The organism is Streptomyces sp. HUAS TT7 (genome assembly GCF_051550175.1).
Taxonomy (GTDB): domain Bacteria; phylum Actinomycetota; class Actinomycetes; order Streptomycetales; family Streptomycetaceae; genus Streptomyces.
The window spans coordinates 4,368,435-4,389,434 of record NZ_CP196175.1 but is presented as its reverse complement, the minus strand read 5'-3'; the positions used below and the strand labels follow the sequence as shown (position 1 = coordinate 4,389,434).

Annotated in this window: 23 protein-coding genes, 1 tRNA gene and 1 pseudogene; 12 read left to right on the top strand and 13 right to left on the bottom strand. The window is 69.1% G+C overall.

Annotated elements, in window-relative coordinates; translation table 11 throughout:
- Positions 1-25 precede the first annotated feature (25 nt).
- From ACSHXC_RS19835 to pknB, 3 genes are all read left to right on the top strand, one after another.
- Positions 26-1,447, top strand: coding sequence for an FtsW/RodA/SpoVE family cell cycle protein (locus tag ACSHXC_RS19835; protein ID WP_438292819.1), 1,422 nt, complete (start codon positions 26-28; stop codon positions 1,445-1,447).
- Positions 1,444-2,904 (top strand): penicillin-binding transpeptidase domain-containing protein, encoded by a 1,461-nt coding sequence (locus tag ACSHXC_RS19830; protein WP_438292818.1) that lies wholly within the window; start codon positions 1,444-1,446, stop codon positions 2,902-2,904. The genes ACSHXC_RS19835 and ACSHXC_RS19830 overlap by 4 nt, the downstream gene beginning before the upstream one ends.
- Before the next feature lie 188 nt (positions 2,905-3,092).
- The gene (pknB, locus tag ACSHXC_RS19825) at positions 3,093-5,108 is read left to right on the top strand and encodes a Stk1 family PASTA domain-containing Ser/Thr kinase (RefSeq protein WP_438292817.1); all 2,016 of its coding nucleotides are present in this window, start codon (positions 3,093-3,095) and stop codon (positions 5,106-5,108) included.
- Between the two features lie 110 nt (positions 5,109-5,218).
- On the opposite strand, the gene ACSHXC_RS19820 is transcribed toward pknB, so the two are convergent.
- The 6 genes from ACSHXC_RS19820 to ACSHXC_RS19795 all read right to left on the bottom strand — a co-directional run bounded on the left by ACSHXC_RS19820 (position 5,219) and on the right by ACSHXC_RS19795 (position 9,517).
- Positions 5,219-5,989: a class E sortase gene (locus tag ACSHXC_RS19820; RefSeq protein ID WP_438292816.1), complete on the bottom strand. Its 771-nt coding sequence runs from the start codon at positions 5,987-5,989 to the stop codon at positions 5,219-5,221.
- Entirely contained in the window at positions 5,986-7,152 is a 1,167-nt protein-coding gene (locus tag ACSHXC_RS19815) for a class E sortase (protein WP_438292815.1), read from the bottom strand. The genes ACSHXC_RS19820 and ACSHXC_RS19815 overlap by 4 nt, the downstream gene beginning before the upstream one ends.
- Entirely contained in the window at positions 7,149-7,787 is a 639-nt protein-coding gene (locus ACSHXC_RS19810; protein WP_438292814.1) for an aminodeoxychorismate/anthranilate synthase component II, read from the bottom strand. The genes ACSHXC_RS19815 and ACSHXC_RS19810 overlap by 4 nt, the downstream gene beginning before the upstream one ends.
- Entirely contained in the window at positions 7,784-7,963 is a 180-nt protein-coding gene (locus ACSHXC_RS19805) for a hypothetical protein (RefSeq protein ID WP_438292813.1), read from the bottom strand. Before ACSHXC_RS19805 ends, ACSHXC_RS19810 begins: the two co-directional genes overlap by 4 nt.
- Positions 7,964-8,031: 68 nt before the next feature.
- A complete protein-coding gene (locus tag ACSHXC_RS19800) occupies positions 8,032-8,715 on the bottom strand; it encodes a class E sortase (protein WP_438292812.1) in 684 nt (227 codons plus the stop codon).
- A gap of 22 nt (positions 8,716-8,737) precedes the next feature.
- On the bottom strand, positions 8,738-9,517 hold the full coding sequence (locus ACSHXC_RS19795) for a DUF881 domain-containing protein (protein ID WP_344370848.1): 780 nt from the start codon (positions 9,515-9,517) through the stop codon (positions 8,738-8,740).
- 137 nt (positions 9,518-9,654) lie between these two features.
- Here ACSHXC_RS19795 and crgA point away from each other — a divergent pair, with 137 nt between their 5' ends.
- Complete coding sequence (gene crgA / locus ACSHXC_RS19790) at positions 9,655-9,909, top strand: cell division protein CrgA (protein ID WP_053724735.1); 255 nt, start codon at positions 9,655-9,657, stop codon at positions 9,907-9,909.
- Between the two features lie 277 nt (positions 9,910-10,186).
- On the opposite strand, the gene ACSHXC_RS19785 is transcribed toward crgA, so the two are convergent.
- Positions 10,187-11,074: a rhomboid family intramembrane serine protease gene (locus ACSHXC_RS19785; RefSeq protein WP_438292811.1), complete on the bottom strand. Its 888-nt coding sequence runs from the start codon at positions 11,072-11,074 to the stop codon at positions 10,187-10,189.
- A gap of 85 nt (positions 11,075-11,159) precedes the next feature.
- The gene (locus ACSHXC_RS19780; protein ID WP_438292810.1) at positions 11,160-11,693 is read right to left on the bottom strand and encodes a peptidylprolyl isomerase; all 534 of its coding nucleotides are present in this window, start codon (positions 11,691-11,693) and stop codon (positions 11,160-11,162) included.
- A 258-nt stretch (positions 11,694-11,951) separates the two neighbouring features.
- On the opposite strand from ACSHXC_RS19780, the gene ACSHXC_RS19775 reads away from it, so the two are divergent.
- The gene (locus tag ACSHXC_RS19775) at positions 11,952-12,704 is read left to right on the top strand and encodes a DUF5324 family protein (protein WP_438292809.1); all 753 of its coding nucleotides are present in this window, start codon (positions 11,952-11,954) and stop codon (positions 12,702-12,704) included.
- An 83-nt stretch (positions 12,705-12,787) separates the two neighbouring features.
- Here the strand turns inward: ACSHXC_RS19775 and ACSHXC_RS19770 are convergent, their stop codons facing one another.
- A complete protein-coding gene (locus ACSHXC_RS19770; RefSeq protein WP_438292808.1) occupies positions 12,788-13,009 on the bottom strand; it encodes a hypothetical protein in 222 nt (73 codons plus the stop codon).
- Positions 13,010-13,155: 146 nt separating this feature from the next.
- Positions 13,156-13,228, bottom strand: a tRNA-Ala gene (locus ACSHXC_RS19765).
- Positions 13,229-13,380: 152 nt separating this feature from the next.
- Here ACSHXC_RS19765 and ACSHXC_RS19760 point away from each other — a divergent pair.
- Positions 13,381-13,929 (top strand): helix-turn-helix domain-containing protein, encoded by a 549-nt coding sequence (locus ACSHXC_RS19760; protein WP_189969852.1) that lies wholly within the window; start codon positions 13,381-13,383, stop codon positions 13,927-13,929.
- 30 nt (positions 13,930-13,959) lie between these two features.
- Positions 13,960-15,294 (top strand): serine/threonine-protein kinase, encoded by a 1,335-nt coding sequence (locus ACSHXC_RS19755; protein WP_438292807.1) that lies wholly within the window; start codon positions 13,960-13,962, stop codon positions 15,292-15,294.
- An 8-nt stretch (positions 15,295-15,302) separates the two neighbouring features.
- Here ACSHXC_RS19755 and ACSHXC_RS19750 read toward each other — a convergent pair whose 3' ends face one another.
- Together ACSHXC_RS19750 and ACSHXC_RS19745 are read right to left on the bottom strand one after the other, a co-directional pair.
- On the bottom strand, positions 15,303-16,601 hold the full coding sequence (locus ACSHXC_RS19750; RefSeq protein ID WP_438292806.1) for a hypothetical protein: 1,299 nt from the start codon (positions 16,599-16,601) through the stop codon (positions 15,303-15,305).
- Between the two features lie 137 nt (positions 16,602-16,738).
- The gene (locus tag ACSHXC_RS19745) at positions 16,739-16,873 is read right to left on the bottom strand and encodes a DLW-39 family protein (RefSeq protein ID WP_003958712.1); all 135 of its coding nucleotides are present in this window, start codon (positions 16,871-16,873) and stop codon (positions 16,739-16,741) included.
- Between the two features lie 222 nt (positions 16,874-17,095).
- Here ACSHXC_RS19745 and ACSHXC_RS19740 point away from each other — a divergent pair, with 222 nt between their 5' ends.
- The 3 genes from ACSHXC_RS19740 to ACSHXC_RS19730 all read left to right on the top strand — a co-directional run bounded on the left by ACSHXC_RS19740 (position 17,096) and on the right by ACSHXC_RS19730 (position 19,888).
- On the top strand, positions 17,096-17,527 hold the full coding sequence (locus ACSHXC_RS19740; protein ID WP_438292805.1) for a DUF6344 domain-containing protein: 432 nt from the start codon (positions 17,096-17,098) through the stop codon (positions 17,525-17,527).
- A gap of 807 nt (positions 17,528-18,334) precedes the next feature.
- Positions 18,335-19,123 carry a GntR family transcriptional regulator gene (locus ACSHXC_RS19735; RefSeq protein WP_438292804.1) on the top strand — a complete coding sequence of 263 codons (789 nt, stop codon included), beginning with the start codon at positions 18,335-18,337 and terminating at the stop codon, positions 19,121-19,123.
- A gap of 3 nt (positions 19,124-19,126) precedes the next feature.
- Entirely contained in the window at positions 19,127-19,888 is a 762-nt protein-coding gene (locus ACSHXC_RS19730) for a glycosyltransferase family 2 protein (RefSeq protein WP_438292803.1), read from the top strand.
- Here ACSHXC_RS19730 and ACSHXC_RS19725 read toward each other — a convergent pair.
- A pseudogene (locus ACSHXC_RS19725) lies at positions 19,875-20,447 on the bottom strand (UTRA domain-containing protein); the annotation flags it as partial. The gene ACSHXC_RS19730 and the pseudogene ACSHXC_RS19725 sit on opposite strands and share 14 nt — an antisense overlap.
- Between ACSHXC_RS19725 and ACSHXC_RS19720 the strand changes: the two are divergent.
- Together ACSHXC_RS19720 and ACSHXC_RS19715 are read left to right on the top strand one after the other, a co-directional pair.
- Positions 20,418-20,672, top strand: a complete 255-nt coding sequence (locus ACSHXC_RS19720; protein WP_438297109.1) for a hypothetical protein — start codon at positions 20,418-20,420, stop codon at positions 20,670-20,672. The pseudogene ACSHXC_RS19725 and the gene ACSHXC_RS19720 sit on opposite strands and share 30 nt — an antisense overlap.
- A gap of 24 nt (positions 20,673-20,696) precedes the next feature.
- Complete coding sequence (locus ACSHXC_RS19715) at positions 20,697-20,939, top strand: hypothetical protein (protein WP_438292802.1); 243 nt, start codon at positions 20,697-20,699, stop codon at positions 20,937-20,939.
- The last annotated feature ends 61 nt before the right edge of the window (positions 20,940-21,000 follow it).

Below are 21,000 nucleotides of genomic sequence, written 5' to 3'. Positions count from 1 at the left end.
CAGCCGTAGGGGGCCTTTCCACACCATGAGCGTTGTCACCAACACGACCACCATTGGCGCGATCGAAGCACCGAGCCGCCGCAACACCGAGCTGGCCCTGCTGATCTTCGCGGTGGCCATCCCGGTGTTCGCGTACGCCAATGTGGGGCTTGCCATGACCGGCAAGCTTCCCTCCGGCATGCTCGGATACGGTCTGGGTCTGGGCCTGATGGCGGGTGTGGCGCACTTGGTGGTGCGCAAGTTCGCCAAGTATGCCGACCCTCTGCTGCTGCCGCTGGCGACGCTGCTCAACGGGCTCGGCCTGGTGCTGATCTGGCGCCTCGACCAGTCGCCGCGGCTGATCCAGCGCGCGAAGAGCGCATGGGGCAAGTTCTCGCCCGACGCCCCCCACCAGCTGCTGTTCACGGCGATCGGTGTCGCCCTGTTCATCGGCGTGCTGCTGCTGCTCAAGGACCACCGCATCCTGCAGCGCTACACGTACATCTCGATGGCGGTCGCGCTGTTCCTGCTGGTCGTTCCGATGTTTTTCCCAGCCGTCAACGGCGCCAAGATCTGGATCTCGATTCCAGGCCTGGGCACCATCCAGCCCGGCGAGTTCGCGAAGATCATCATCGCGATCTTCTTCTCCGGCTATCTGATGGTGAAGCGGGACGCGCTCGCGCTGGCCAGCCGCCGCTTCATGGGCCTGTACCTGCCGCGCGGCCGTGACCTCGGCCCGATCCTGGTCATCTGGGCGCTGTCGATCCTGATCCTCGTCTTCGAGACCGACCTCGGCACCTCGCTGCTGTTCTTCGGCCTGTTCGTCGTCATGCTGTACGTCGCCACCGAGCGGACCAGCTGGATCGTGTTCGGTCTGCTGATGTCGGCGGTCGGCGCGGTGGCGGTGGCCTCCTTCGAGCCCCACGTCCAGTCGCGAGTGAACGCCTGGCTCGACCCGTTCGCCTGCTACAAGACCGACAAGACCGGCGCCTGCCAGCAGATCGGCGACGCGATCTTGTCGTTCGGCTCCGGCGGCACCCTCGGCACCGGACTCGGCCAGGGCAACTCCGACCTCATCGGCTTCGCCGCCAACGCCGACTTCATCCTCTCCACCGTCGGCGAGGAGCTGGGCCTGGCCGGAATGATGGCGCTGCTGCTGATCTACGGCCTGATCGTGGAGCGCGGCGTGCGCACCGCGCTCGCCGCCCGCGACCCGTTCGGCAAGCTCCTCGCGATCGGCCTCTCCGGCGCCTTCGCGCTCCAGGTCTTCGTCGTGGCCGGCGGTGTGATGGGCCTCATCCCGCTCACGGGTATGACGATGCCGTTCCTCGCGCAGGGCGGTTCGTCCGTCATCGCCAACTGGGCCCTGATCGGCATCCTGATCCGGATCAGCGACACCGCGCGCCGCCCCGCGCCGGCCCCCGCCCCGTCCCCCGACGCCGAGATGACCCAGGTGGTCCGACCGTGAACAAGCCCCTGCGCAGGATCGCGATCTTCTGCGGGCTGCTCATCCTCTCGCTGATGATCCGCGACAACTGGCTCCAGTACGTCCGGGCCGACGAGCTGAACGCGAGCGACTTCAACCGCCGCGTCCAGATCGAGCGGTTCGCCCACGAGCGCGGCAACATCATCACGGCCGACGGCCAGACGATCACCGGCTCCACGGAGACCTCGGGCACCGACTTCAAGTACAAGCGGGTCTGGAAGGACGGCGCCATGTGGTCGCCGGTCACCGGATACGCCTCGCAGATCTTCGACGCCACCCAGCTGGAGAAGATCGAGGACGGCATCCTGTCCGGCACCGACAACCGGCTCTTCTTCGACCGCACGCTGTCGATGTTCACCGGCGAGAAGAAGCAGGGCGGCAACGTCGTCACCACCCTGAACAGCGCCGCCCAGAAGGCCGCGTTCCAGGGCCTCGGCGACAAGAAGGGCGCGGTCGCGGCGATCAACCCGCAGACCGGCGCCATCCTCGCGCTGGCCTCGACGCCCTCGTACGACCCCTCGGTGTTCGCGGGCAGCAGCAACAAGGACGGCAGCGCCTACAAGACGCTGCTCGACGACAAGAACCAGCCCATGCTGAACCGGGCACTGCGCCAGACCTACCCGCCGGGCTCCACCTTCAAGGTGGTCACTGCGGCTGCGGCCCTGGAGAACGGCCTGTACTCCGACATCGAGGCGCCGACGCGCTCGCCGATGCCGTTCAAGCTGCCGCTGTCCACCAAGAACCTGGACAACGAGGGCAACATCCCCTGCGAGAACGCCACGCTCAAGGTGGCTCTCCAGTACTCCTGCAACACGGTCTTCGGCAAGATCAGCGACGATCTCGGCAACGACAAGATGAAGGCCGAGGCCGAGAAGTTCGGCTTCAACAAGCAGATCTTCAACCCGGTCCGCACGGACGCCAGCGTCTACCCGAAGGACGACCGTCCGCAGAACGCGATGGCGGGCATCGGGCAGGCGTCCAACCGTGCGACCCCGCTCCAGATGGCCATGGTCGCCGCCGCCGTCGCCAATGACGGCAAGCTGATGAAGCCGTACATGGTCGACCAGCTCCAGGCGCCCAACGTGGACGTGCTCTCCAAGACCCAGCCGGAGCAGATGAGCCAGCCGCTGTCGGCCGCCAACGCCCAGAAGCTCCAGAAGATGATGGAGTTCGTGGTCACCGACGGCACCGGCACCAACGCCCAGATCCCCGGCGTGACCGTCGGCGGCAAGACCGGTACCGCCCAGCACGGCGTCGACAACAACGGCAACCCGTACGCCTGGTTCATCTCCTACGCCAAGTCCGGGGACGGCTCCCCGGTCGCGGTCGCCGTGGTGATCGAGGGCTCCGACACGACCCGTGACGACATCGCGGGCGGCAAGCTCGCGGCCCCCATCGCCAAGAACGTGATGAAGGCGGTGCTCGACAGCAAGAAGTGATCCGGGCCGTTTCACGTGAAACGGTCGCTCGTTTCACGTGAAACATCACACGCTCCCTGTACCGGTCCGGTATCAGGTGGCGGTCGCGAGCTGATCGGCTTGCGGTGCCCGGTAGCGTATGCGCGAACAGCACACCGCCGGACCACCCATGGGTACGGTCGGGACAGACGGAGAGGGCTGGATTAGCTATGGAAGAGCCGCGTCGCCTCGGCGGCCGGTACGAGCTGGGCCAGGTGCTCGGCCGTGGTGGCATGGCGGAGGTCTACCTCGCGCACGACACCCGGCTCGGCCGCACCGTCGCCGTGAAGACGCTGCGGGCCGACCTCGCCCGCGACCCGTCCTTCCAGGCCCGGTTCCGCCGTGAGGCCCAGTCGGCCGCCTCGCTCAACCACCCGGCGATCGTCGCTGTCTACGACACCGGCGAGGACTACGTCGACAACGTCTCCATCCCGTACATCGTGATGGAGTACGTCGACGGTTCGACCCTGCGTGAGCTGCTGCACTCCGGGCGCAAGCTGCTGCCCGAGCGCACCCTGGAAATGACCATCGGCATCCTCCAGGCGCTTGAGTACTCGCACCGCAACGGGATCGTCCACCGCGACATCAAGCCGGCGAACGTCATGCTGACGCGCACCGGCCAGGTCAAGGTCATGGACTTCGGCATCGCCCGCGCCATGGGCGACTCCGGCATGACGATGACGCAGACCGCCGCCGTGATCGGCACCGCCCAGTACCTCTCCCCGGAGCAGGCCAAGGGCGAGCAGGTCGACGCGCGAAGCGACCTGTACTCGACGGGCTGCCTGCTGTACGAGCTGCTCACCGTCCGGCCCCCCTTCGTCGGGGACTCGCCGGTCGCCGTGGCTTACCAGCACGTACGCGAGGAGCCGCAGCCTCCCTCGAACTTCGACTCCGAGATCACGCCCGAGATGGACGCCATCGTCCTGAAGGCGCTGGTCAAGGACCCCGATTACCGCTACCAGTCGGCCGACGAGATGCGCGCCGACATCGAGGCCTACCTGGACGGTCAGCCGGTCGCCGCGACCGCCACCCTGGGCGCGGTCGGCTACGGCAACGGGTACGACGGCTACAACAACGGCTACAACAACGATCAGCCGACCACCGCGCTGCGCCCGGCCGACCCGGGCGCGGGCCAGACCTCGATGCTGCCGCCGGTCAATCCGGACGACGGCGGCTACGGCTACGACGACCGCCCCGCCCGGCGCCGCCAGAAGAAGTCCCACACCTCGACGGTCCTGCTGATCCTGGCGGGTGTCCTGGTGCTGGTCGGTGCGATCCTGATCGGCAGGTCCGTCTTCAGCGGCAAGGCCGACAGCACCTCGGTGAACGTGCCCAACCTCGTCGGCAGCAGCCAGGGCGACGCGGAGAAATTGGCGACCAACGCCGGCGTCAAGATGTCCGTGACCAAGAACGAGCCGTGCGCCGACCAGCCCAAGGGCAACATCTGCACCCAGAACCCGGCGAACGGCAACATGAAGAAGGGCGAGACCGTCTCGGTCACCGTCTCCACGGGCGCGCCCAAGATCGAGGTTCCGGACGTCACGCAGAAGGACAAGGACAGCGCCACGCAGCTGCTCCAGAACAAGGGCTTCCAGGTGAAGACCAAGGAGGTCGAGTCCAGCTCGACGCCGGGCACGGTCGTCACCCAGGACCCGACGGGCGGCTCGCAGGCGGAGAAGAACTCGACGGTCACGCTTGAGATCGCCAAGAAGCAGACCACGAAGATGCCCGATGTGACGGGTTCGGACTACAACACCGCGGTCCAGCAGCTCAACGCTCTCGGCTTCACGAACGTGTCCCGCCAGGACGTGGACTCCGCGGACAAGCCGCTCAACCAGGTCGTCTCGATGACCCCGACCGGCAACACCAACCAGACCAAGGACGTCCAGATCGTCCTGAAGGTCTCCAAGGGCCCGCAGAGCCAGACTCCGCCCGGCGGCCAGGTCGCCATTCCGCAGGGTCTGGTCGGCCAGACCGTGAAGAAGGCCGAGCAGGTGCTGAACGACGCGGGCTTCAGCAACATCCAGTTCACGCCGGGCAGTTCGGACGACGACAAGGCACGCGTCGCGATCGTCACACCCGGCTCGGGCACCATGGCCGACCCGAACCAGCCGGTCACGCTGACCACGATGGGCGGCGGGGGCGGCGGCAGCTTCCCGTTCGGCGGGCCCTCCGGCCTGGGTTAGTCCCACCGCGCTCAGCACTGAGCCCCGGCCCCCTCACAGGGTGCCGGGGCTCAGTGGCGTACTGGCTCGGTCTCAGCACCGTACGAGCGGTGCTGTGGCAACTCGGCGTACTACTTGCGCAGTTCGGCCGGCGGGGTGCGCTTGGCGTCGACCTTCTCGGTGCGCACCAGTTCGCCCCACACGATGTAGCGGTACTTCGAGGTGTAGACCGGGGTGCAGGTCGTCAGGGTGATGTACTGGCCGGGCTTCTTGGCGCCCGACTCCTTCGGGACCGGCTGCAGGACGTCGACGTTGTACTTCGACGTCTCCGTCAGCTCCGCGAACACCTTGTAGACGTACCAGGTGTCCTTGGTCTCGAAGACGACCGGATCGCCGGTCTTCACCTTATCGATGTTGTGGAACTTGGCGCCGTGGCCGTCCCGGTGGGCGGCGAGCGTGAAGTTGCCGCTCTTGCCCGCGCCGGGCAGCGCCGCCTTGACCGGGTCCGTGTAGTAGCCGGCCACACCGCCGTTGAGGACGTCGGTGTCGGTGCCCTTCTTGACGAGCACCTCGCCGTTCTTCATCGCCGGCACGTGCAGGAAGCCGATGCCGCCCTTGGTGTCGAGGGCGCCCGGTCCGGTGGAGGCCGCCCAGTCGCGGCGCACGCTGTCGCCCTGTGCGGACGCCTCGCGGTCGGCCATGACGTTCGTCCACCACAGCGAGTAGACGACGAACAGGCCGAGCACCAGGCCCGCGGTGATGAGGAGTTCACCGAAGACGCTGATGACGCCGGCGACGACGCCGCGGCCGCGCCGGGCCGGAGCCGGTTCGGGCGTGCCGGTCCGCTCCTCGTGGTCGGTTCCTGTCGCCACCGCACCCGCCCCTGCTGTCCGTTCGGTCATTCCACGAGCGCGTCGGGCTTGCCCTTGCTGCGCGGTCGGTCGTCGACCATCTTGCCCCACACGATCAGCCGGTAGGTACTCGTGAATTCCGGCGTACAGGTCGTCAGCGTCAGATAGCGGCCGGGCTTGGTGAATCCGGATCCGGCGGGGATCGGCTTGAGCACAGACACGTTCGCCGGCGACGTCTGAGGAAGTTCGCTGGTGATCTCGTAGGTGTAGTACGCGTCCTGCGTCTCGACGACGACCTTGTCGCCCGCCTTCAGCCGGTTGATGTACCGGAAGGGCTCGCCATGGGTGTTGCGGTGGGCGGCGACCGCGAAGTTGCCGGTCTTGTCCCCCGGCATGGCAGTCTTGAGGGAGCCTTCGTCGTAGTGGCCGATCATGCCCTTGTCGAGGACCTTCGCCTTGCTGGTGCCCTGCGCGATCGGGGCGACGACGTCCAGCTTGGGGATGTGCATGATGGCGAAGCCCTGGCCGGGTGCGAACGTGCCGGGCTTGCGGCCGTCCGCCCAGTCCTGCGCGATCTTCTTGGCGGCGCTGCCTGCCTCCTGGTGTGCGCGGACGTTCGTCCACCACAGCTGGTACGTCACGAACAGGAGCATCACCACGCCCAGCGTGATGAAGGCTTCGCCCAGGATCCGGCTGGCGATCACCGCCGCGCTGTCCTTGCGCGCCTTGGCCGCCCTGCGCGCCTCGGCCCGGGTGAGCCGCCGCCCATCCGGATCGGGAGCGGGGGTGGGGCCGGGGGCCGCGCGTCCCTTGCCCTTGGCGGCCCTGCGCCGCTCGGCCCGCCCTCCGGTGGCCGGCGGAACCGTGCCGGCCGGCGCGACGGATATCGGCTCCGGGGCGGGTATCCCGGGCGTCGCGTGCTGGAATTCCGGTGCGACCGGCTCGGCTATCGGCTCTTGTGCCGGATACCAGTCCTGCTGATGGGCCACGGGGCCCGGCTCGTACCACTCCTGAGGCTCCGTCAGCGTCTCGGGAGCAGGCGCCCCCAAAGGCTCAGCCACATGCTCGGCCACATGGCCGGATACGGGCTCCTGTACGGGGGCTGAAGCATCGGGTGGCAGGTTGTCGGCCCGGAACCAGGGCGATCCGTGCCCGCCCGGTGGCAGCGGGTCCGTCAGCGGGTCGTACTCGTGCTCCGGACGCACCGCAGTCACGCCACGGCCTTGCCCACCACCGGCGCGAGCCCCGCCGACCGCTCGACGGCCCCCGCGTCCCCGCATCGGACCAGCCAGTTGGCCAGCATGCGGTGGCCGTGCTCGGTCAGGACCGACTCGGGGTGGAACTGGACGCCCTCGACCGGCAGTTCACGGTGGCGCAGCCCCATGATGATGCCGTCCTCGGTGCGGGCGGTGACTTCGAGCTCGCCCGGCAGGGTCGCCGGCTCGGCGGCCAGCGAGTGGTAGCGGGTCGCCGTGAAAGGAGAGGGGAGCCCCGCAAAAACGCCTGTGCCCTGGTGCAGCACCGGCGACGTCTTGCCGTGCAGCAGCTCGGGAGCCCGGCCCACGACGCCGCCGTACGCGACCATCATCGACTGCATACCGAGACAGACGCCGAAGACGGGGACGCCGGTTGCGGCGCAGTGGCGCACCATGTCGACGCAGACGCCCGCCTGTTCGGGCGCGCCGGGGCCGGGGGAGAGCAGGACGCCGTCGAAGCCGTCCTGGGCATGTTCGAGGGACACCTCGTCGTTGCGGACGACCTCGCACTCGGCGCCGAGCTGGTACAGGTACTGGACCAGGTTGAAGACGAAGCTGTCGTAGTTGTCGACTACGAGAATGCGCGCGCTCACCGGGCTGCCGTCCCCATCCCCTGGTCCACCGTCACGTCGTTGAACGGGAGCAGCGGCTCCGCCCACGGGAAGACGTACTGGAAGAGCACGTAGACGATCAAGAGCACCATCGCGAGCGAGATGACCGCCCGCAGCCACGCGTTGCCCGGCAGATGCCGCCAGATCCAGCCGTACATGCTGTCCCCGCTGTCCCTTCCGACGATCGTTACGGCACCAGACTAAGGGGCCGGGCTGTGGTTGGGGGTCAGCCGTCCAAAGCTGTGGGTTTGCCCTGCGTCACAGGCAGCGTGGAGTCGAGGTGCCCCCAGACGATCAGCCGGTGGCTGCTGCCCCATTCCGGGTCGCAGGTGGTCAGGGTCAGATAGCGGCCCGGTGAGCGGAACGGCGACTTGGCGGGGACGGGGTCGATGACGCCGACGTCGCTGGGCACGGTCCGGTACGGCTTGTCGTCGATGCGGTAGGTGTACCAGGTGGTGTCGTCGCGCAGGACGACCGCGTCGCCGGGCCGCAGTTCGGGGAAGTCCTTGAACGGGTCGCCGTAGGTGCGCCGGTGGCCGGCGACGGAGAAGTTGCCCTGCTGGCCGAGCTGCCCGGTGTTGGCGTAGTGGCCGAGGCCCTTCTGGAGGTCCTTGACAGCGGTGCCTTCGAGGACGGGCTTGTGCCACTCCTTGCCGAGCCGGGGGATGTACATGACGGCGAAGGAGCGGCCTTCGCTGTACGCGGGCGGCGGGGCGGCCTTCTGCGGCGCGGCCGGGCGGGGCGGCCGGGACTGCTCCCACTGCTGCCGCAGGCCGGATATCTGGTCGCTCGCGGCGTTGTCGGCCTTCACGCCCGTCCAGTACAGGAGGTACACGACGAACAGGACGATCAGGGTGCCGACGGTGAGGCACAGTTCGCTGAAGGTCCTCACGACGATCCGCACGGACATCGGAGATGCCCCCTCCCGCGCGCTACTTCACCGGTTTCGCGTAGTGGAGATCCACTGTGCCCGAGTAGGCGGCGAGAGTCATCGTCTTGTGCTCGTCGACTTTCCAGCCGAGCCCGTAGGCCTTCACGTACAGCTGGTAGTTCTGGATCGCCTTGGAGGCGTTCAGCGCCCCGCGCAGCTTCCCGGTGTCCCCGACCGCCGTGATCTTGTACGGAGGCGAGTAGACGCGGCCCTGGAGGATCAGGGTGTTGCCGACACAGCGCACCGCGCTGGTGGCGATCAGGCGCTGGTCCATGACCTGGATGCCCTGGGCGCCGCCCTGCCACAGCGCGTTGACCACGGCCTGCAGGTCCTGCTGGTGGATGACGAGGTCATTGGCCTGCGGGGCGGGGTAGCCGGGGGCGGCGGTGGCGTTGGGCGGGGCGTCGTTGAGCGTGACGGTCAGGCCCTTGCCGGAGACCGGCGCGGTGCCCGAGGCGTCCTTGAGGCCGTTGAGGAGCTGGTCCTGGGCCTTGGTGGAGCCGTCGTCGCGCTGGGCGAGCGCGTCGACGTCGCCGCGCAGGGCCGCGGTGGAGTCGCCGAGCTCCTTGTTCTTGTGGTCGCGCTGCTTGATCAGGTCCGACAGCTTCAGGAGCGACGCGTCGGTACGGATGTTGGTGCCCTTGGCCGTGTTGAAGCTGGTGACGAAGATGAGGCCGGCGAGCGCGAACACGGCGGCGGAGAGCAGCCGTACGGGGCGGGCGCGCAGGCGGCGCCGGGGCTGCTCGGGGACCCGGTCGGGGGAGTCGGCAGAATTGCTCAACGTACCCTTATCTCCTTCGGCGCCACGGAAGCACTACGCTAACGGACGCTTGGGGGAGGCTTCCCCCGCAGTCCCGTCCCCCGGCGCCGCCACAGTTCCCTGCGCGGTCACGCAGCGCATCGACAGGAGAGTTCCTCGTGCCGAAGTCACGTATCCGCAAGAAGGCCGATTTCACGCCGCCGCCCGCGAAGCAGGCGACCGCCATCAAACTGGGCAGCCGCGGCTGGGTGGCCCCGGTGATGCTGGCGTTCTTCCTCATCGGGCTCGCCTGGATCGTCCTCTTCTATGTGACCGAGGGCGACCTGCCGCTCAAGGCGCTCGGCAACTGGAACATCGTCGTCGGCTTCGGCTTCATCGCGGGCGGCTTCGGCGTCTCCACGCAGTGGAAGTAGCGCTGTTCGCATAGGGGCGGAAGCGGCGAAAGCAAGCTCTGCCCCCAGTTATCCACAGCGCTATCCACGGGGAGTGGATAACTCAGACGATCTGTGGATAACTTCCGGAACGTTGACGCCGGTGTGACTGGTTCCGCCGACCACCACACCCCATGCGCCCCTTGCCCCGCCTGGAAAGACCCAGGTCAGGAGCGAGGGGCGCAGGTGTTCCCCACCCGGTGCACAAGTTCGGGCACCCTCTGTGGACAACTCTGGGGAAAGCTCGTACCCGCTGTGGTCAGGTGAGCTGCGCGGTGCGGATCAGCACGATGACGACCGAGACCGCGAGCACCAGCGCACAAGTCCCCCACTGCACCGGGCCGCGCCGCTCCGCCGGGGCGTGGACCATGCCGACGCCGACCAGAACACCGGCCACCAGACCGCCCACATGGGCCTGCCAGGCAATGCCCGACCACGCGAACGTGATGATCAGGTTGACCACGAGCAGCCCGATGACCGGCCGCATGTCGTACTTCATCCGCCGCATCAGCACCGCCATGGCACCGAACAGGCCGAAGATCGCGCCGGACGCGCCGAGCGAGGGCTCGTTGGAAGCGGCGAGCAGATACGTCAGTGCGCCACCCGCCAGGCCCGACACGAAGTAGAGCGCCAGATAGCGGGCCCGGCCGAGCGCCGCCTCCAGAGGGCCGCCCAGCCACCACAGGCTGAGCATGTTGAAGGCGATGTGGGCGATGCCGCCGTGCAGGAACATCGAGGTCAGCAGCCGGTACCACTGGCCCTCGGCGACGCCCTGCACGCCGTCGAAGCCCGGGATGCCGGCCCTGCCGAGCAGGAAGAACGCGTCTTCGAACCGCACGCCGACCGTCTGCTGCACCAAGAACACGGCGACGTTGATCCCGATGAGGATCTTGGTGAGCAGCTGCGGGTCGCCCGCCGCCAGGACCCCGCCCGCCAGCGTGCGCGGCTGATTCGCCGTACGCGCATGGCCGGTGCCGGAGCCGGAGCGCACGCAGTCGGGGCACTGGAAGCCGACGGACGCGCTGATCATGCACTCGGGGCAGATCGGGCGCTCGCAGCGGACACAGCGGATGCCGGTGTGCACCCCGGGGTGCCGGTAGCAGCCGGGCAGGCCGGCCTGCCGCGCCTGATCCTCTTCCTGGTTCATCGGGCTCCCTCGTCCTCGTGCAGCAGCTCCGCCCCGCTCGTCATACGGACGGGCGGGGCGGAAAGGTTCCCTGCGGAGCCGGAGATCAGCCTTCGCGGGACTCCACGACGACCGACTCGATGACCACGTCGTTGACCGGGCGGTCGGTGCGCGGGTTGGTCTGGGTCGCCGCGATGGCGTCCACGACCTTGCGGCCCGCGTCGTTCGAGACCTCGCCGAAGATCGTGTGCTTGCGGGTCAGCCACGCGGTGGGCGACACCGTGATGAAGAACTGCGAGCCGTTGGTGGCCGGGCCGGCGTTGGCCATGGCGAGCAGGTACGGCTTGTCGAAGGCGAGGTCCGGGTGGAACTCGTCGGCGAATTCGTAGCCCGGGCCGCCGGTGCCGTTGCCCAGCGGGTCGCCGCCCTGGATCATGAAACCGCTGATCACGCGGTGGAAGACGGTGCCGTCGTACAGCCGGTCCGTGCTCTTCTGGCCGGTCGCCGGGTTCGTCCACTCGCGCTCGCCCTGGGCAAGCTCCACGAAGTTCTTGACCGTCTTGGGTGCGTGGTTCGGCAGGAGCCGAATCTCGATGTCGCCCTGGTTGGTCTTCAGGGTGGCGTAAAGCTGCTCGGCCACGATCTGCCTTCCTTAGAGGTCTGCACTGACGTCCCACGATCCTCGCACGGACCGCACCGGCGAACGGGAATTCGCCCGGTTACCGACAGATACCCGCTGAACGGTGCCGTACTGCCCGCAACCGTGGCATTGTCGAGCGCAGGCTCCCTCCAGCACTGCGCCCCGCACCCGCGCCCCCCAGGTGCTTCAAACACTCGATGCCCACCCGGATGCCTTGGAGCACATGCCGGGTACCCGCAGGACAGGCATGATTTCGAGATGGGTGGAAAGGCGACATACCGAACCGCCACCAAGGAGGAGGATCACGTGACCCGCATGGAGAGCGTGCGCGCCGCGACCGGAACGGCGAAGGAGAGCGTGCTGCACGCCGCGGAAGTGGTGGCGCCCTACGCCGACTCGGCCAGGCAGCAGGCCGCACAGTATGCCCAGCACTACGCCCAGGAAGCGCGCGTACGTGTCGCGCCGAAGGTGTCGAAGGCCGCGGCGCACGCCCGCAGCCAAGCCCGGCAGCAGTACGACGTCCACCTCGCGCCGCGCGTCCCGTCGAGGGTGGACGAGGTGGCCCACCAGGCGGCGGAGCGCTCGCGCCGGGCCGCCCGGCAGGCCGCCGAATACGCCGCTCCGCGCGTGGAACAGGCGGTCGCCGCCGCCCAGCCGCTGCGCGAAGAGGCCATGGCACGCTCGGCGGCGGCGCTGGCCGCGCTGCGCGGGCAGGTGACGACGCAGGAGATCGAGAAGCTCGCGCGCAAGCACCAGCGCCAGGCCAGGGCTGCCCGCGCCGCCAAGGGCTTCCTGATCCTCGGCATCCTCGCGGGCGGCGCGTTCGCCGCATGGCGCTGGTGGGACAAGCAGGCCAACCCGGACTGGCTGGTCGAGCCCCCGGAGCCGACCGAAGTCGCCGACCGCCCCCCGCTCACCTCCGTGGACGGCAGCACGACCGACGCACTCGACCCCGAGGTCCAGGCCAAACAGGCCGCGGAAGAGGCCGCGGAGCGGGACGAACGGCGCTGAGCGGCGCTGGGCGACACTGATCGGCACGAACGCGGCGGACGCCCGGCAGCCTCACCAGGCTGCCGGGCGTCGGTCTTCCCTGCTCAGGCCCGCTGCTTTCCGGCCCGCACCAGGCACCAGGCGCCGCCGCCGATGAACACGAACGTCACCGAGCGGACCGCCAGGCTCGCCATCAGGCCGAGGTCCTCGGGCAGACCGGCGGCCCTGGCCTGAGTGATCCAGATCAGCACGCCGCCCAGAACGATCAAGGCGGCCCCGCCGACGCCCCAGGCAGCCCGGCCGGCCGCGCTCCGCTCGCTTCCCATCCTCAACTCGCCTTCGCCACGTAGGGGTTCGGCGTCTGCCTCCACGCCACTGCCAGGCTACGTCTCCCCTCGGCGTCCAAGATCGTTCCGGGCGTGAAAAAGGCTCCCTGTCCAGCGTTTCCGCAGGTCAGGGAGCCTCTGAGGGGTGGAGCCTAGGAGATTCGAACTCCTGACATCTGCCTTGCAAAGGCAGCGCTCTACCAACTGAGCTAAGGCCCCGGATGAGGTGTTGCGGGACCAGAGTACCGGGTGGAACCGGGGATCTCGCAAAAGGATTGGGACTCCCGGTGAACGACCACTCTCCGTAAGATGCTCGTCGAGGTTCGCACCCGTGAAGCGGCCTCAATGGGGAAGCGATGGGGAGACGCGCAATGGACACAGCACAGCAGGAAGCGACCGCCAGAGCCAGGGAGCTTCAGCGGAGCTGGTACGGGGAGCCACTGGGGGCACTCTTCCGACGGCTGATAGACGATCTCGGGCTCAATCAGGCCCGGCTCGCCGCTGTTCTGGGGCTCTCGGCGCCCATGCTGTCGCAGCTGATGAGCGGGCAGCGGGCCAAGATCGGCAATCCGGCCGTGGTGCAGCGCGTCCAGGCACTCCAGGACCTGGCGGGGCAGGTCGCCGACGGCAGCGTGAGCGCCGTGGAGGCCACCGACCGGATGGAAGAGATCAAGAAGTCCCAGGGAGGCTCGGTGCTGACCAACACCGGCCAGACGACGTCCAGTTCGGGCGCCCCGACGGTACGTCGCGTGGTGCGCGAGATCCAGTCGCTGCTGCGTTCCGTGGCGGCCGCGGGCGACATCATCGACGCCGCCGACACCCTCGCCCCGGCCCACCCCGAGCTGGCAGAGTTCCTCCGGGTGTACGGCGCGGGGCGCACCGCCGAGGCGGTCTCGCACTACGAGTCGCACCAGAGCTGACAACGGTCGGATCGATCCTGGGGGCATCGGGTGGGCGAGGTCTTCGCCGGTCGGTACGAGCTGGTCGACCCGGTCGGGCGGGGCGGGGCGGGAGCCGTCTGGCGCGCCTGGGACCGGCGCCGGCGCCGCTATGTGGCGGCGAAGGTGCTCCAGCAGAGCGATGCCCACACCCTGCTGCGGTTCGTCCGCGAGCAAGCCCTCAGGATCGACCACCCGCATGTGCTCGCACCGGCCAGCTGGGCCGCCGACGACGACCAGGTCCTGTTCACCATGGACCTGGTCGGCGGCGGCTCGCTGGCCCATCTGATCGGCGACTACGGGCCGTTGCCGCCCCGGTTCGTGTGCACCCTGCTCGACCAGCTCCTCGCCGGCCTGGCCGCGGTCCACGCGGAGGGCGTCGTGCACCGCGACATCAAACCGGCCAACATCCTTCTGGAGGCCACCGGAAGCGGCCGCCCGCATCTGCGGCTGTCCGACTTCGGCATCTCGATGCGCAAGGACGAGCCCCGCCTCACGGAGACCAACTACGTGGTGGGGACGCCGGGTTACTTCGCGCCCGAGCAGATGATGGGCGCCGAGCCCGACTTCCCGGCCGACCTGTTCGCCGTCGGCCTGGTCGCGCTCTACCTCCTGGAGGGCAGCAAGCCGGACGCGCGGGCCCTCGTCGAGTACTTCGCCGCCCACGGCACTCCTGGGGCCCCTCAGGGCATCCCCGAGCCCCTCTGGCAGGTTCTGGCGGGACTGCTCCAGCCGAACCCGCAGAACCGGTTCCGCACGGCCACGGGGGCGCGCAAGGCGCTGGCCTCGGCCGTGGAGCTGCTGCCCGAGCGGGACCCGGACGAGGAACCCGTCGAAGTCTTCGACCAGATCGGCCCCCTGCCCCCCGGCTTCGCCGAAGAGGGCCCCGAAAACCCGTCCCCGGCCCCGGAAACGTCCACCTCCTCCAGGAGGGAGGGCGTACAGCAGCCGGACATGGCCGGGCATATGGAGCAGGGACGGCTCCAACAGACCGGGCAGTCGCAGGAGTTCACCTCCGGCCCCTCGGCATCCGGCCAGGCACCCTCGCTCCCCGCCCCCGGCACCATCCCCCCACCCCCGCAACAGCCCCCCACCCCTCCCACTGCAGCTCCCGCGTACGTCCTTCCTCCGCAGTACGAGCAGACGCCGCCCACGCCCGCGACGACCCCGTACACGGCGCCGTACCCCAATGCGGCCGTGCCGCCCCAAGTTCCCGTCCGGGGAACCTCTTTCGTGGCTTCCGCGCCCCGGCCGCGGCCCGGGCCGCCCGCCAAGGTCGCGGTGCCGGTGCTCCTGGTGGCGCTGGTGTGTTTCGCGGTCGGGTTCTGGGCGCTGACGCAGACCTGAGGGCCCCGCTACCAGGCGCTGGGCGGCCCGAAGCCCTGCGGACCCGGGGCGGCCGCGGCCGCGCGCCTGCGGGCCACCAGCGTCCACACCGCGAGCCCGGCCACCAGCACCGTGCCGGTGCCGATTCCGAGGGCCGCGAGAAGTTTCATCGAGCTGTCACCGGCAGAGGAGCCGCCCGCCCCGAAGTCGGGCGCGTGGCCCGCGTAGGCCGGGCCTGCCGTCGTGTCGCCCCGCACGGTCAGCCGCAGCGTCAGGTCGTACGGCGCGTTCCCGAAGGTCTGCCCGACCTCGGGGCTGAGGGAGACGGCCAGGTAGTAGGAGCCGCTGACCCGCATCGCCGAGGTCTCGTCGGTGGTCGAGTAGCGGTTCTCGTAGGCGACCGGCGCGAGGGGGTCGAGCGCGGCCTCCTTCTGCTTTCCGTCGTACGGCGCCGACGCCCCGGAGACGAAGCCCCGCGCGGGGTTGTAGAGCTGCAGGGAGAGGGCGGTGCCGATGTAGCCGTCCTTGGCGGACGGGAGGCTGCCCAAACCTCCGCCGGCGAAGAGCTGCCGGCCCCAGTCGAGCGGCACCCGGTAGAAGAGGGTCTCGCCCGGCCGGATGGTGTCCTTCCACTGTCCCGGGGACAGCTCGGTCGCGTCGTGGAAGCCGGTGCCGCCGTGGGCTGGGCGCGGGGTTCCCGTCTGCGGGGCCGGTGACGCGGAGGACCAGCCGGAGGGCGCCGTGCTCGGTCCGGCCCCGCTGCGGGTGGGCTCGGTCGTGTAGCGCAGGTCGAGCCCCCAGTCCGAGGGCGTGGAGGCCGCGTCGCTCTGACGCTCCACCACCATGGAGTAGGTGCCGGGTTCCTGACAGGTCGACAGGCTCTTGCGCACGGCTCGGTAGGCGTACGCGGCGATGGGGTGCGGGTACTGCGCCGAGCCGATCGAACGGCGCTGGGAGTCGCAGTCCTCGCCGTTGGCGTCCTGGAGCGACACCTTGATGGAGTCGCCGTAGGCGAGCTTCGCGCCCGCCGGCCCCGGCAGGGCGACCGCCGACGCGTAGGCGTCGTTCTCGCCGTCCAGAACCAGCCGGAAATAGACCTTGCCGCCGGGCTTGATGACCGACCTATAGGCGGTGTCGGCCTTCAGCACCGGCCCGTCGGTGCTGCTCGCGCCCCCGGACACATCCTGTACGCCGTCGGGAAAACGGTACGAAGGCGGTTGCCCGGCCGCGTGCACGGGCCCCGGCGCCGCCAGGAGCGCGCCGAGCGCGGCCACCGCCGCTCCGATCCTCAGTGCCGCCCGCCGGAACCTGCTGTGCCTCGTCCTCACGTCGCCCCGCCCCACCTTTGCCCTCGCAAGTCAACTATTTGCTCACGTGAACTCAACCGTGCCCGGGGCATCCCCCGGGACAGCACGAAGCCCCGGCCACCTCAGTGGCCGGGGCTTCGCAACCGGGTCTTTCGGTCTCACACACCCGAACCTGCGGGCACGGAGTCGGTCGCCTCCGTCCACAGATCCTGCTCGGCGCGATCCGCCTGGATCTGGCGGTACACGAGGAGCCCGCCGATGGCGGCCAGTGCGACCAGGAGAAGCTTCTTCACCGCGCGACCTCGTCTTTCCTTGACGTAGGGGACCTCTGCCGCCCGACTATACACACCGATCGATATCAATCGGTGATGCTCCATCCGTGTGTAGTTCATCGGAACATCCACCGATACGGTGCGTCGTTCCTCGCCTCCCCCATGCCCCCCGCACATCATCGGATACAACGCAATTCGGGCAACCCATCAGCACACGCTGCTCACGGAAGAAGCGAGGAAGTCATGGCAACCAGCAAGCTCACGACCTGGTGGACCGCACTCATCGGGGCGCTCGTCGCCCTCTTCGCCTCCCTCGGGCTGGCCGGCCAGGCCACCGCCGCCGCCCCCGCGGCTTCCGTACCTCAGCACAACGCGACGTACAACCGCAGCGAACCCGACACCCCCGTTGCGCCGGGCGTGCACTGGGCCGTGCCTGCCGCGTCCGCCCTGCCGCCCACCATGAAGCAGCGCATCCGCGCCGAGGCCCACGGCGCCTCGCCCTCCTCGCGCCACCGCGCCGACGACCGCGACTCGGCCGACGACCCGTCCTACGACCCGTCGGTGCCCGGCGGCGACACCGCTGTGGAAGCCCCCGAGAGCCCGTCGGCGCCCGCAGGCGGCACCTCCGCGGAGGGCCCCGACGACTCGGCCGGGGCCGAGGGCCCTTCCCGCTGACCCACCCCGCTCCGCCCGAGCTGCGAGCCCGGCAACTCACCCGAGTTGCCGGGCTCTTCGGTGTCCTGGGAGCCCTGCGCCGTACGGACACCTCACTGTCCAAGACCCCGGTCCCGGGGCCTTCGTCATGCGCCACCCGACACAGCCGGCCCCGGTGCACACCACCCGGTCCCGGCGCACACCACAGTCGTACGGTCCGCAACTCGCCCGCAGTCGGAAACCGCCACGTCCAGCCGGAACCACCACCACGCCCCCTGAGCAGCCACGGTCCCGTCCCCGCAAACGCCGAAGACCCCCAGGCTTCCGCCCGCTGCTCGTCGGTCTCACCGGGCAGACCGAGGAAGAGCTCCCGGAAGCCGTCACCGGCCCCGTAAGCCAACTCCTCGAACTCCGCGACGTACGCGACGAAGACGCCGGCCACCACGATGAGCAGCGCCACCAGGCGGTGCATGGTGGTCATCGGCGGAGAGCACCGGCGTACGAGCTCCAAGTCCCTTCCGGAGGTCACGCGCAGGGTGCCGCCCGGCACGCTCACCACGACCAGGCGTGTGTTGCAGCTGTCGAGGCTCGCGACGGTCCCGATCGCCATGTCGCTGCGATCACGGACGACGTCGCCAACAGCGAGGCGCATCGAAGCCCCCTTTCGGGAGTAGGCAGGAGCCGGTCCGCAGCCAACCCCTAAAGAGATCCTGTCCTCTAGTCCCCTTTAGGAGTTGCCATGACCATGGCCCTCCACACCTCCACTCGTCAAGACCTCTTTAGGAGTCGTATGCTGAGTCGCGTCGGACAACGGATCGGTGAGCACCCATGGCAAAGGCATACGAGCGGATCGCGGACGAGCTCCGCGCGGAGATTCGCGCAGGTCAGCTGAAGCCCGGCGACCGCCTGCCCGCCGAGTCGGCGCTAGTTGAGCGCTTCGGCAAGAGCCACGTGACGATCCGAGAAGCCCTCCGCGTACTGCAGACCGAAGGGCTGATCGACAAGCAGCACGGTCGCGGTTCCTTCGTCCGTCGCCCGCGCACGCTGGTGCAGCGCATAAACAGCCGGCATCAGTGGGAGAAGGACCGCGCGCGCAAGCCAGAGGAGCAACGAGTCCAGACCGGCGCCACCGAGCGGGACACCGGCCTCGGAGTCAACGACCTTGTGTTTCATGCCTCGTACCGCGAGATCAAGGCGCCCAAGGATCTCGCCGAGGCAATGGGAGTGCCCGAGGGCACCGTTCTGCTTGAGCGCACGTATCGCACGAGGTACAGCGCCGAGCGCGCGCCGTTCACCTTGGTCACTTCGTATCTGATCCGCGAGCGGGTCGAGAGCAACCCGGACCTCCTGGACGAGACCAAGGAGCCCTGGCCGGGCGGCACCTGGAACCAGCTCCATACCGTGGGCATCGAGATCGATCGCGTGGAGGAGCGCGTGACCGCTCGACCGCCGACGGCGGAGGAGGCGGAGGAGCTCGACCTCCCGCCCGGCACATCGGTGCTGATCCTCAGGAAGACCTCTTACGACACCGAGGGCCGCGTTGCGGACGTCTCCGACGTCACGCTTCCCGGCGACCGCACGGAAATGCTCTTCACGACTCACTTGGAAAGGTGGTGAGCCGTGAGTCGGCGCATCATCATCGTCACGGCTGTTCACGCCCCGTCGGCGCACTTCCTGGCCGACGCCTACAAGTCGCTCTGTGAGCAGGAGCTCCCCGAAGGGTGGGAGTGGCAGTGGCTCATCCAGGAGGACGGCATGGGCGACGACGTCACCCCTCACGTCCCCAACGACGAGCGGATCTCGTTCCGGCAAGGGCGTCGTGGCGGCCCCGGAGTCGCGCGCACCATCGCCCTCGCCCGCGCTGACGGCGAGTACGTGAAGGTCCTGGACGCCGACGACCAGCTCCCCCCGGGAGCACTCGCCCGTGACCTCGCGGCGCTCGAAGGCGACCCGTCCCTCGGGTGGGCGACGTCCCGCGTGCTCGACCTTCTCCCCGACGGTTCGACGGCCGGCTTCCCCGGCGACCCCGACCACGGACCGATCGAGCGCAAGGCCGTGCTCGACTACTGGGCAACGCACGACTACCGGGCTCCGGTGCACCCGGCAACGCTTTTCATCCGCCGCGATCTGCTGGTTGCACTCGGAGGCTGGATGGCGCTCCCGGCCTCCGAGGACACAGGTCTTCTCCTCGCGCTGAACGCCGTGGCGCGGGGTTGGTTCTCGTCCGAGGTGGGGCTCCTCTACCGCAAGTGGGAGGGGCAGGCCACCGGCCAGGCCGCGCACACCGACTCTACGGAGCGGGACGCGCGCATGGCCATTGTGGAAGCACGGGCGCGCGCACTGGACTACTTCCAGTGGCGCTACCCGATCACCGGGAACTGATCGGGACCTCGTACTCGATCGCGCACCCGGCAGTGGGCACCACGATGTCCGCGGTCTCGACCGCACGGCCTTCGTCGCTGTAATAGGTGCGCGCGATACGAGTGACCAGCGCACCGCGTTGAACGCCGAGGAGGACAGCCTCCTCGGCGTTTGCGTGTCCGGACTCGGGCCGCTCCGTCGCCCGACTGACCGTGATGCCGATCTCGGCCATCCGGCGCACAACACCCTTCCCCGCGAGAGGGCCGCCTTCCGGCATGACGACGAGCGTTCCGCCAGTCAGGCTGTACGGCTCCCAACTCGTCGACAGATGCGAAGGCTTGCCGTCCGCGAGGTACTCGTACGAGGTCCGTACGCAGTAGTCGCCCTCCGGGACGCCGAGGCGAGCGGCGATATCTGCAGGCGCCGGGATCATCGCCTCGCTGCGGGACTCCCACGTGCCCTTGAGGCCGAGCGCGGCCATGTCCGCGCGGAACGGCGATTCCTGCTGCTCCCGCTCCTGCCCTCGGACCATCAGCAGCCGGTTCCGCGGGTGAGCGACGTACGTGCCGGCTCCAGATCGGGCGGCACGCCTCAGTTCGGCGCCCTCCTGGGGGACCACCTCCAGACCGGCAACAGCATCGCCCTCGGCCCCGGCGTCGCCATCGGCCGCCACAGCCAGCTCAACAGCGGCACCACGATTCCCCCGACCCGCGTCATCCCAGCCCACAGCGTCATCAGCAACCCCTTGGGCGCAGACATCCACGTACGGCCCCGCGTGTCTGGAGCACAGAAGATGCGCCACTAATCGAACACGTGCTTGAATTTCGAAATGGCGCAGACACCCTTCCCCCACGACCTGGTCCAGGCTCAGCGCGACTGGTACCGCACCTACGAAGCCCTCGCCCACAGCCCCTTCCGGACGGTGCTCCGGCGCCGCCTACAGCTGCTGTCCTCTCGCATCGCCCGACACCCGTATTGGGGCAACGCGACCGGTCGACTGTCTGCCGCTCATGTCGAGCTCCGCCGCCAGGCCCGCACGGACGAGCAAGGCAGCGAGACGAAGGCTTCGTGAGCACCGCCCTGGCCGACCAAGAGATATCGGTCAGGGCGCCTGATCAGCGGGGCACGCCCAC

Excerpts from the sequence above, each read along its gene's own strand:
- ACSHXC_RS19760 (WP_189969852.1), top strand. The coding sequence starts at position 13,381 with ATGGACACAGCACAGCAGGAAGCGACCGCCAGAGCCAGGGAGCTTCAG.
- ACSHXC_RS19785 (WP_438292811.1), bottom strand. The coding sequence starts at position 11,074 with ATGAACCAGGAAGAGGATCAGGCGCGGCAGGCCGGCCTGCCCGGCTGC.
- ACSHXC_RS19835 (WP_438292819.1), top strand. The coding sequence starts at position 26 with ATGAGCGTTGTCACCAACACGACCACCATTGGCGCGATCGAAGCACCG.
- ACSHXC_RS19740 (WP_438292805.1), top strand. The coding sequence starts at position 17,096 with ATGGCAACCAGCAAGCTCACGACCTGGTGGACCGCACTCATCGGGGCG.
- ACSHXC_RS19770 (WP_438292808.1), bottom strand. The coding sequence starts at position 13,009 with ATGGGAAGCGAGCGGAGCGCGGCCGGCCGGGCTGCCTGGGGCGTCGGC.
- pknB (WP_438292817.1), top strand. The coding sequence starts at position 3,093 with ATGGAAGAGCCGCGTCGCCTCGGCGGCCGGTACGAGCTGGGCCAGGTG.
- ACSHXC_RS19805 (WP_438292813.1), bottom strand. The coding sequence starts at position 7,963 with ATGTACGGCTGGATCTGGCGGCATCTGCCGGGCAACGCGTGGCTGCGG.
- ACSHXC_RS19820 (WP_438292816.1), bottom strand. The coding sequence starts at position 5,989 with ATGACCGAACGGACAGCAGGGGCGGGTGCGGTGGCGACAGGAACCGAC.
- ACSHXC_RS19775 (WP_438292809.1), top strand. The coding sequence starts at position 11,952 with ATGGGTGGAAAGGCGACATACCGAACCGCCACCAAGGAGGAGGATCAC.
- ACSHXC_RS19735 (WP_438292804.1), top strand. The coding sequence starts at position 18,335 with ATGGCAAAGGCATACGAGCGGATCGCGGACGAGCTCCGCGCGGAGATT.
- ACSHXC_RS19800 (WP_438292812.1), bottom strand. The coding sequence starts at position 8,715 with ATGTCCGTGCGGATCGTCGTGAGGACCTTCAGCGAACTGTGCCTCACC.
- ACSHXC_RS19715 (WP_438292802.1), top strand. The coding sequence starts at position 20,697 with ATGGCGCAGACACCCTTCCCCCACGACCTGGTCCAGGCTCAGCGCGAC.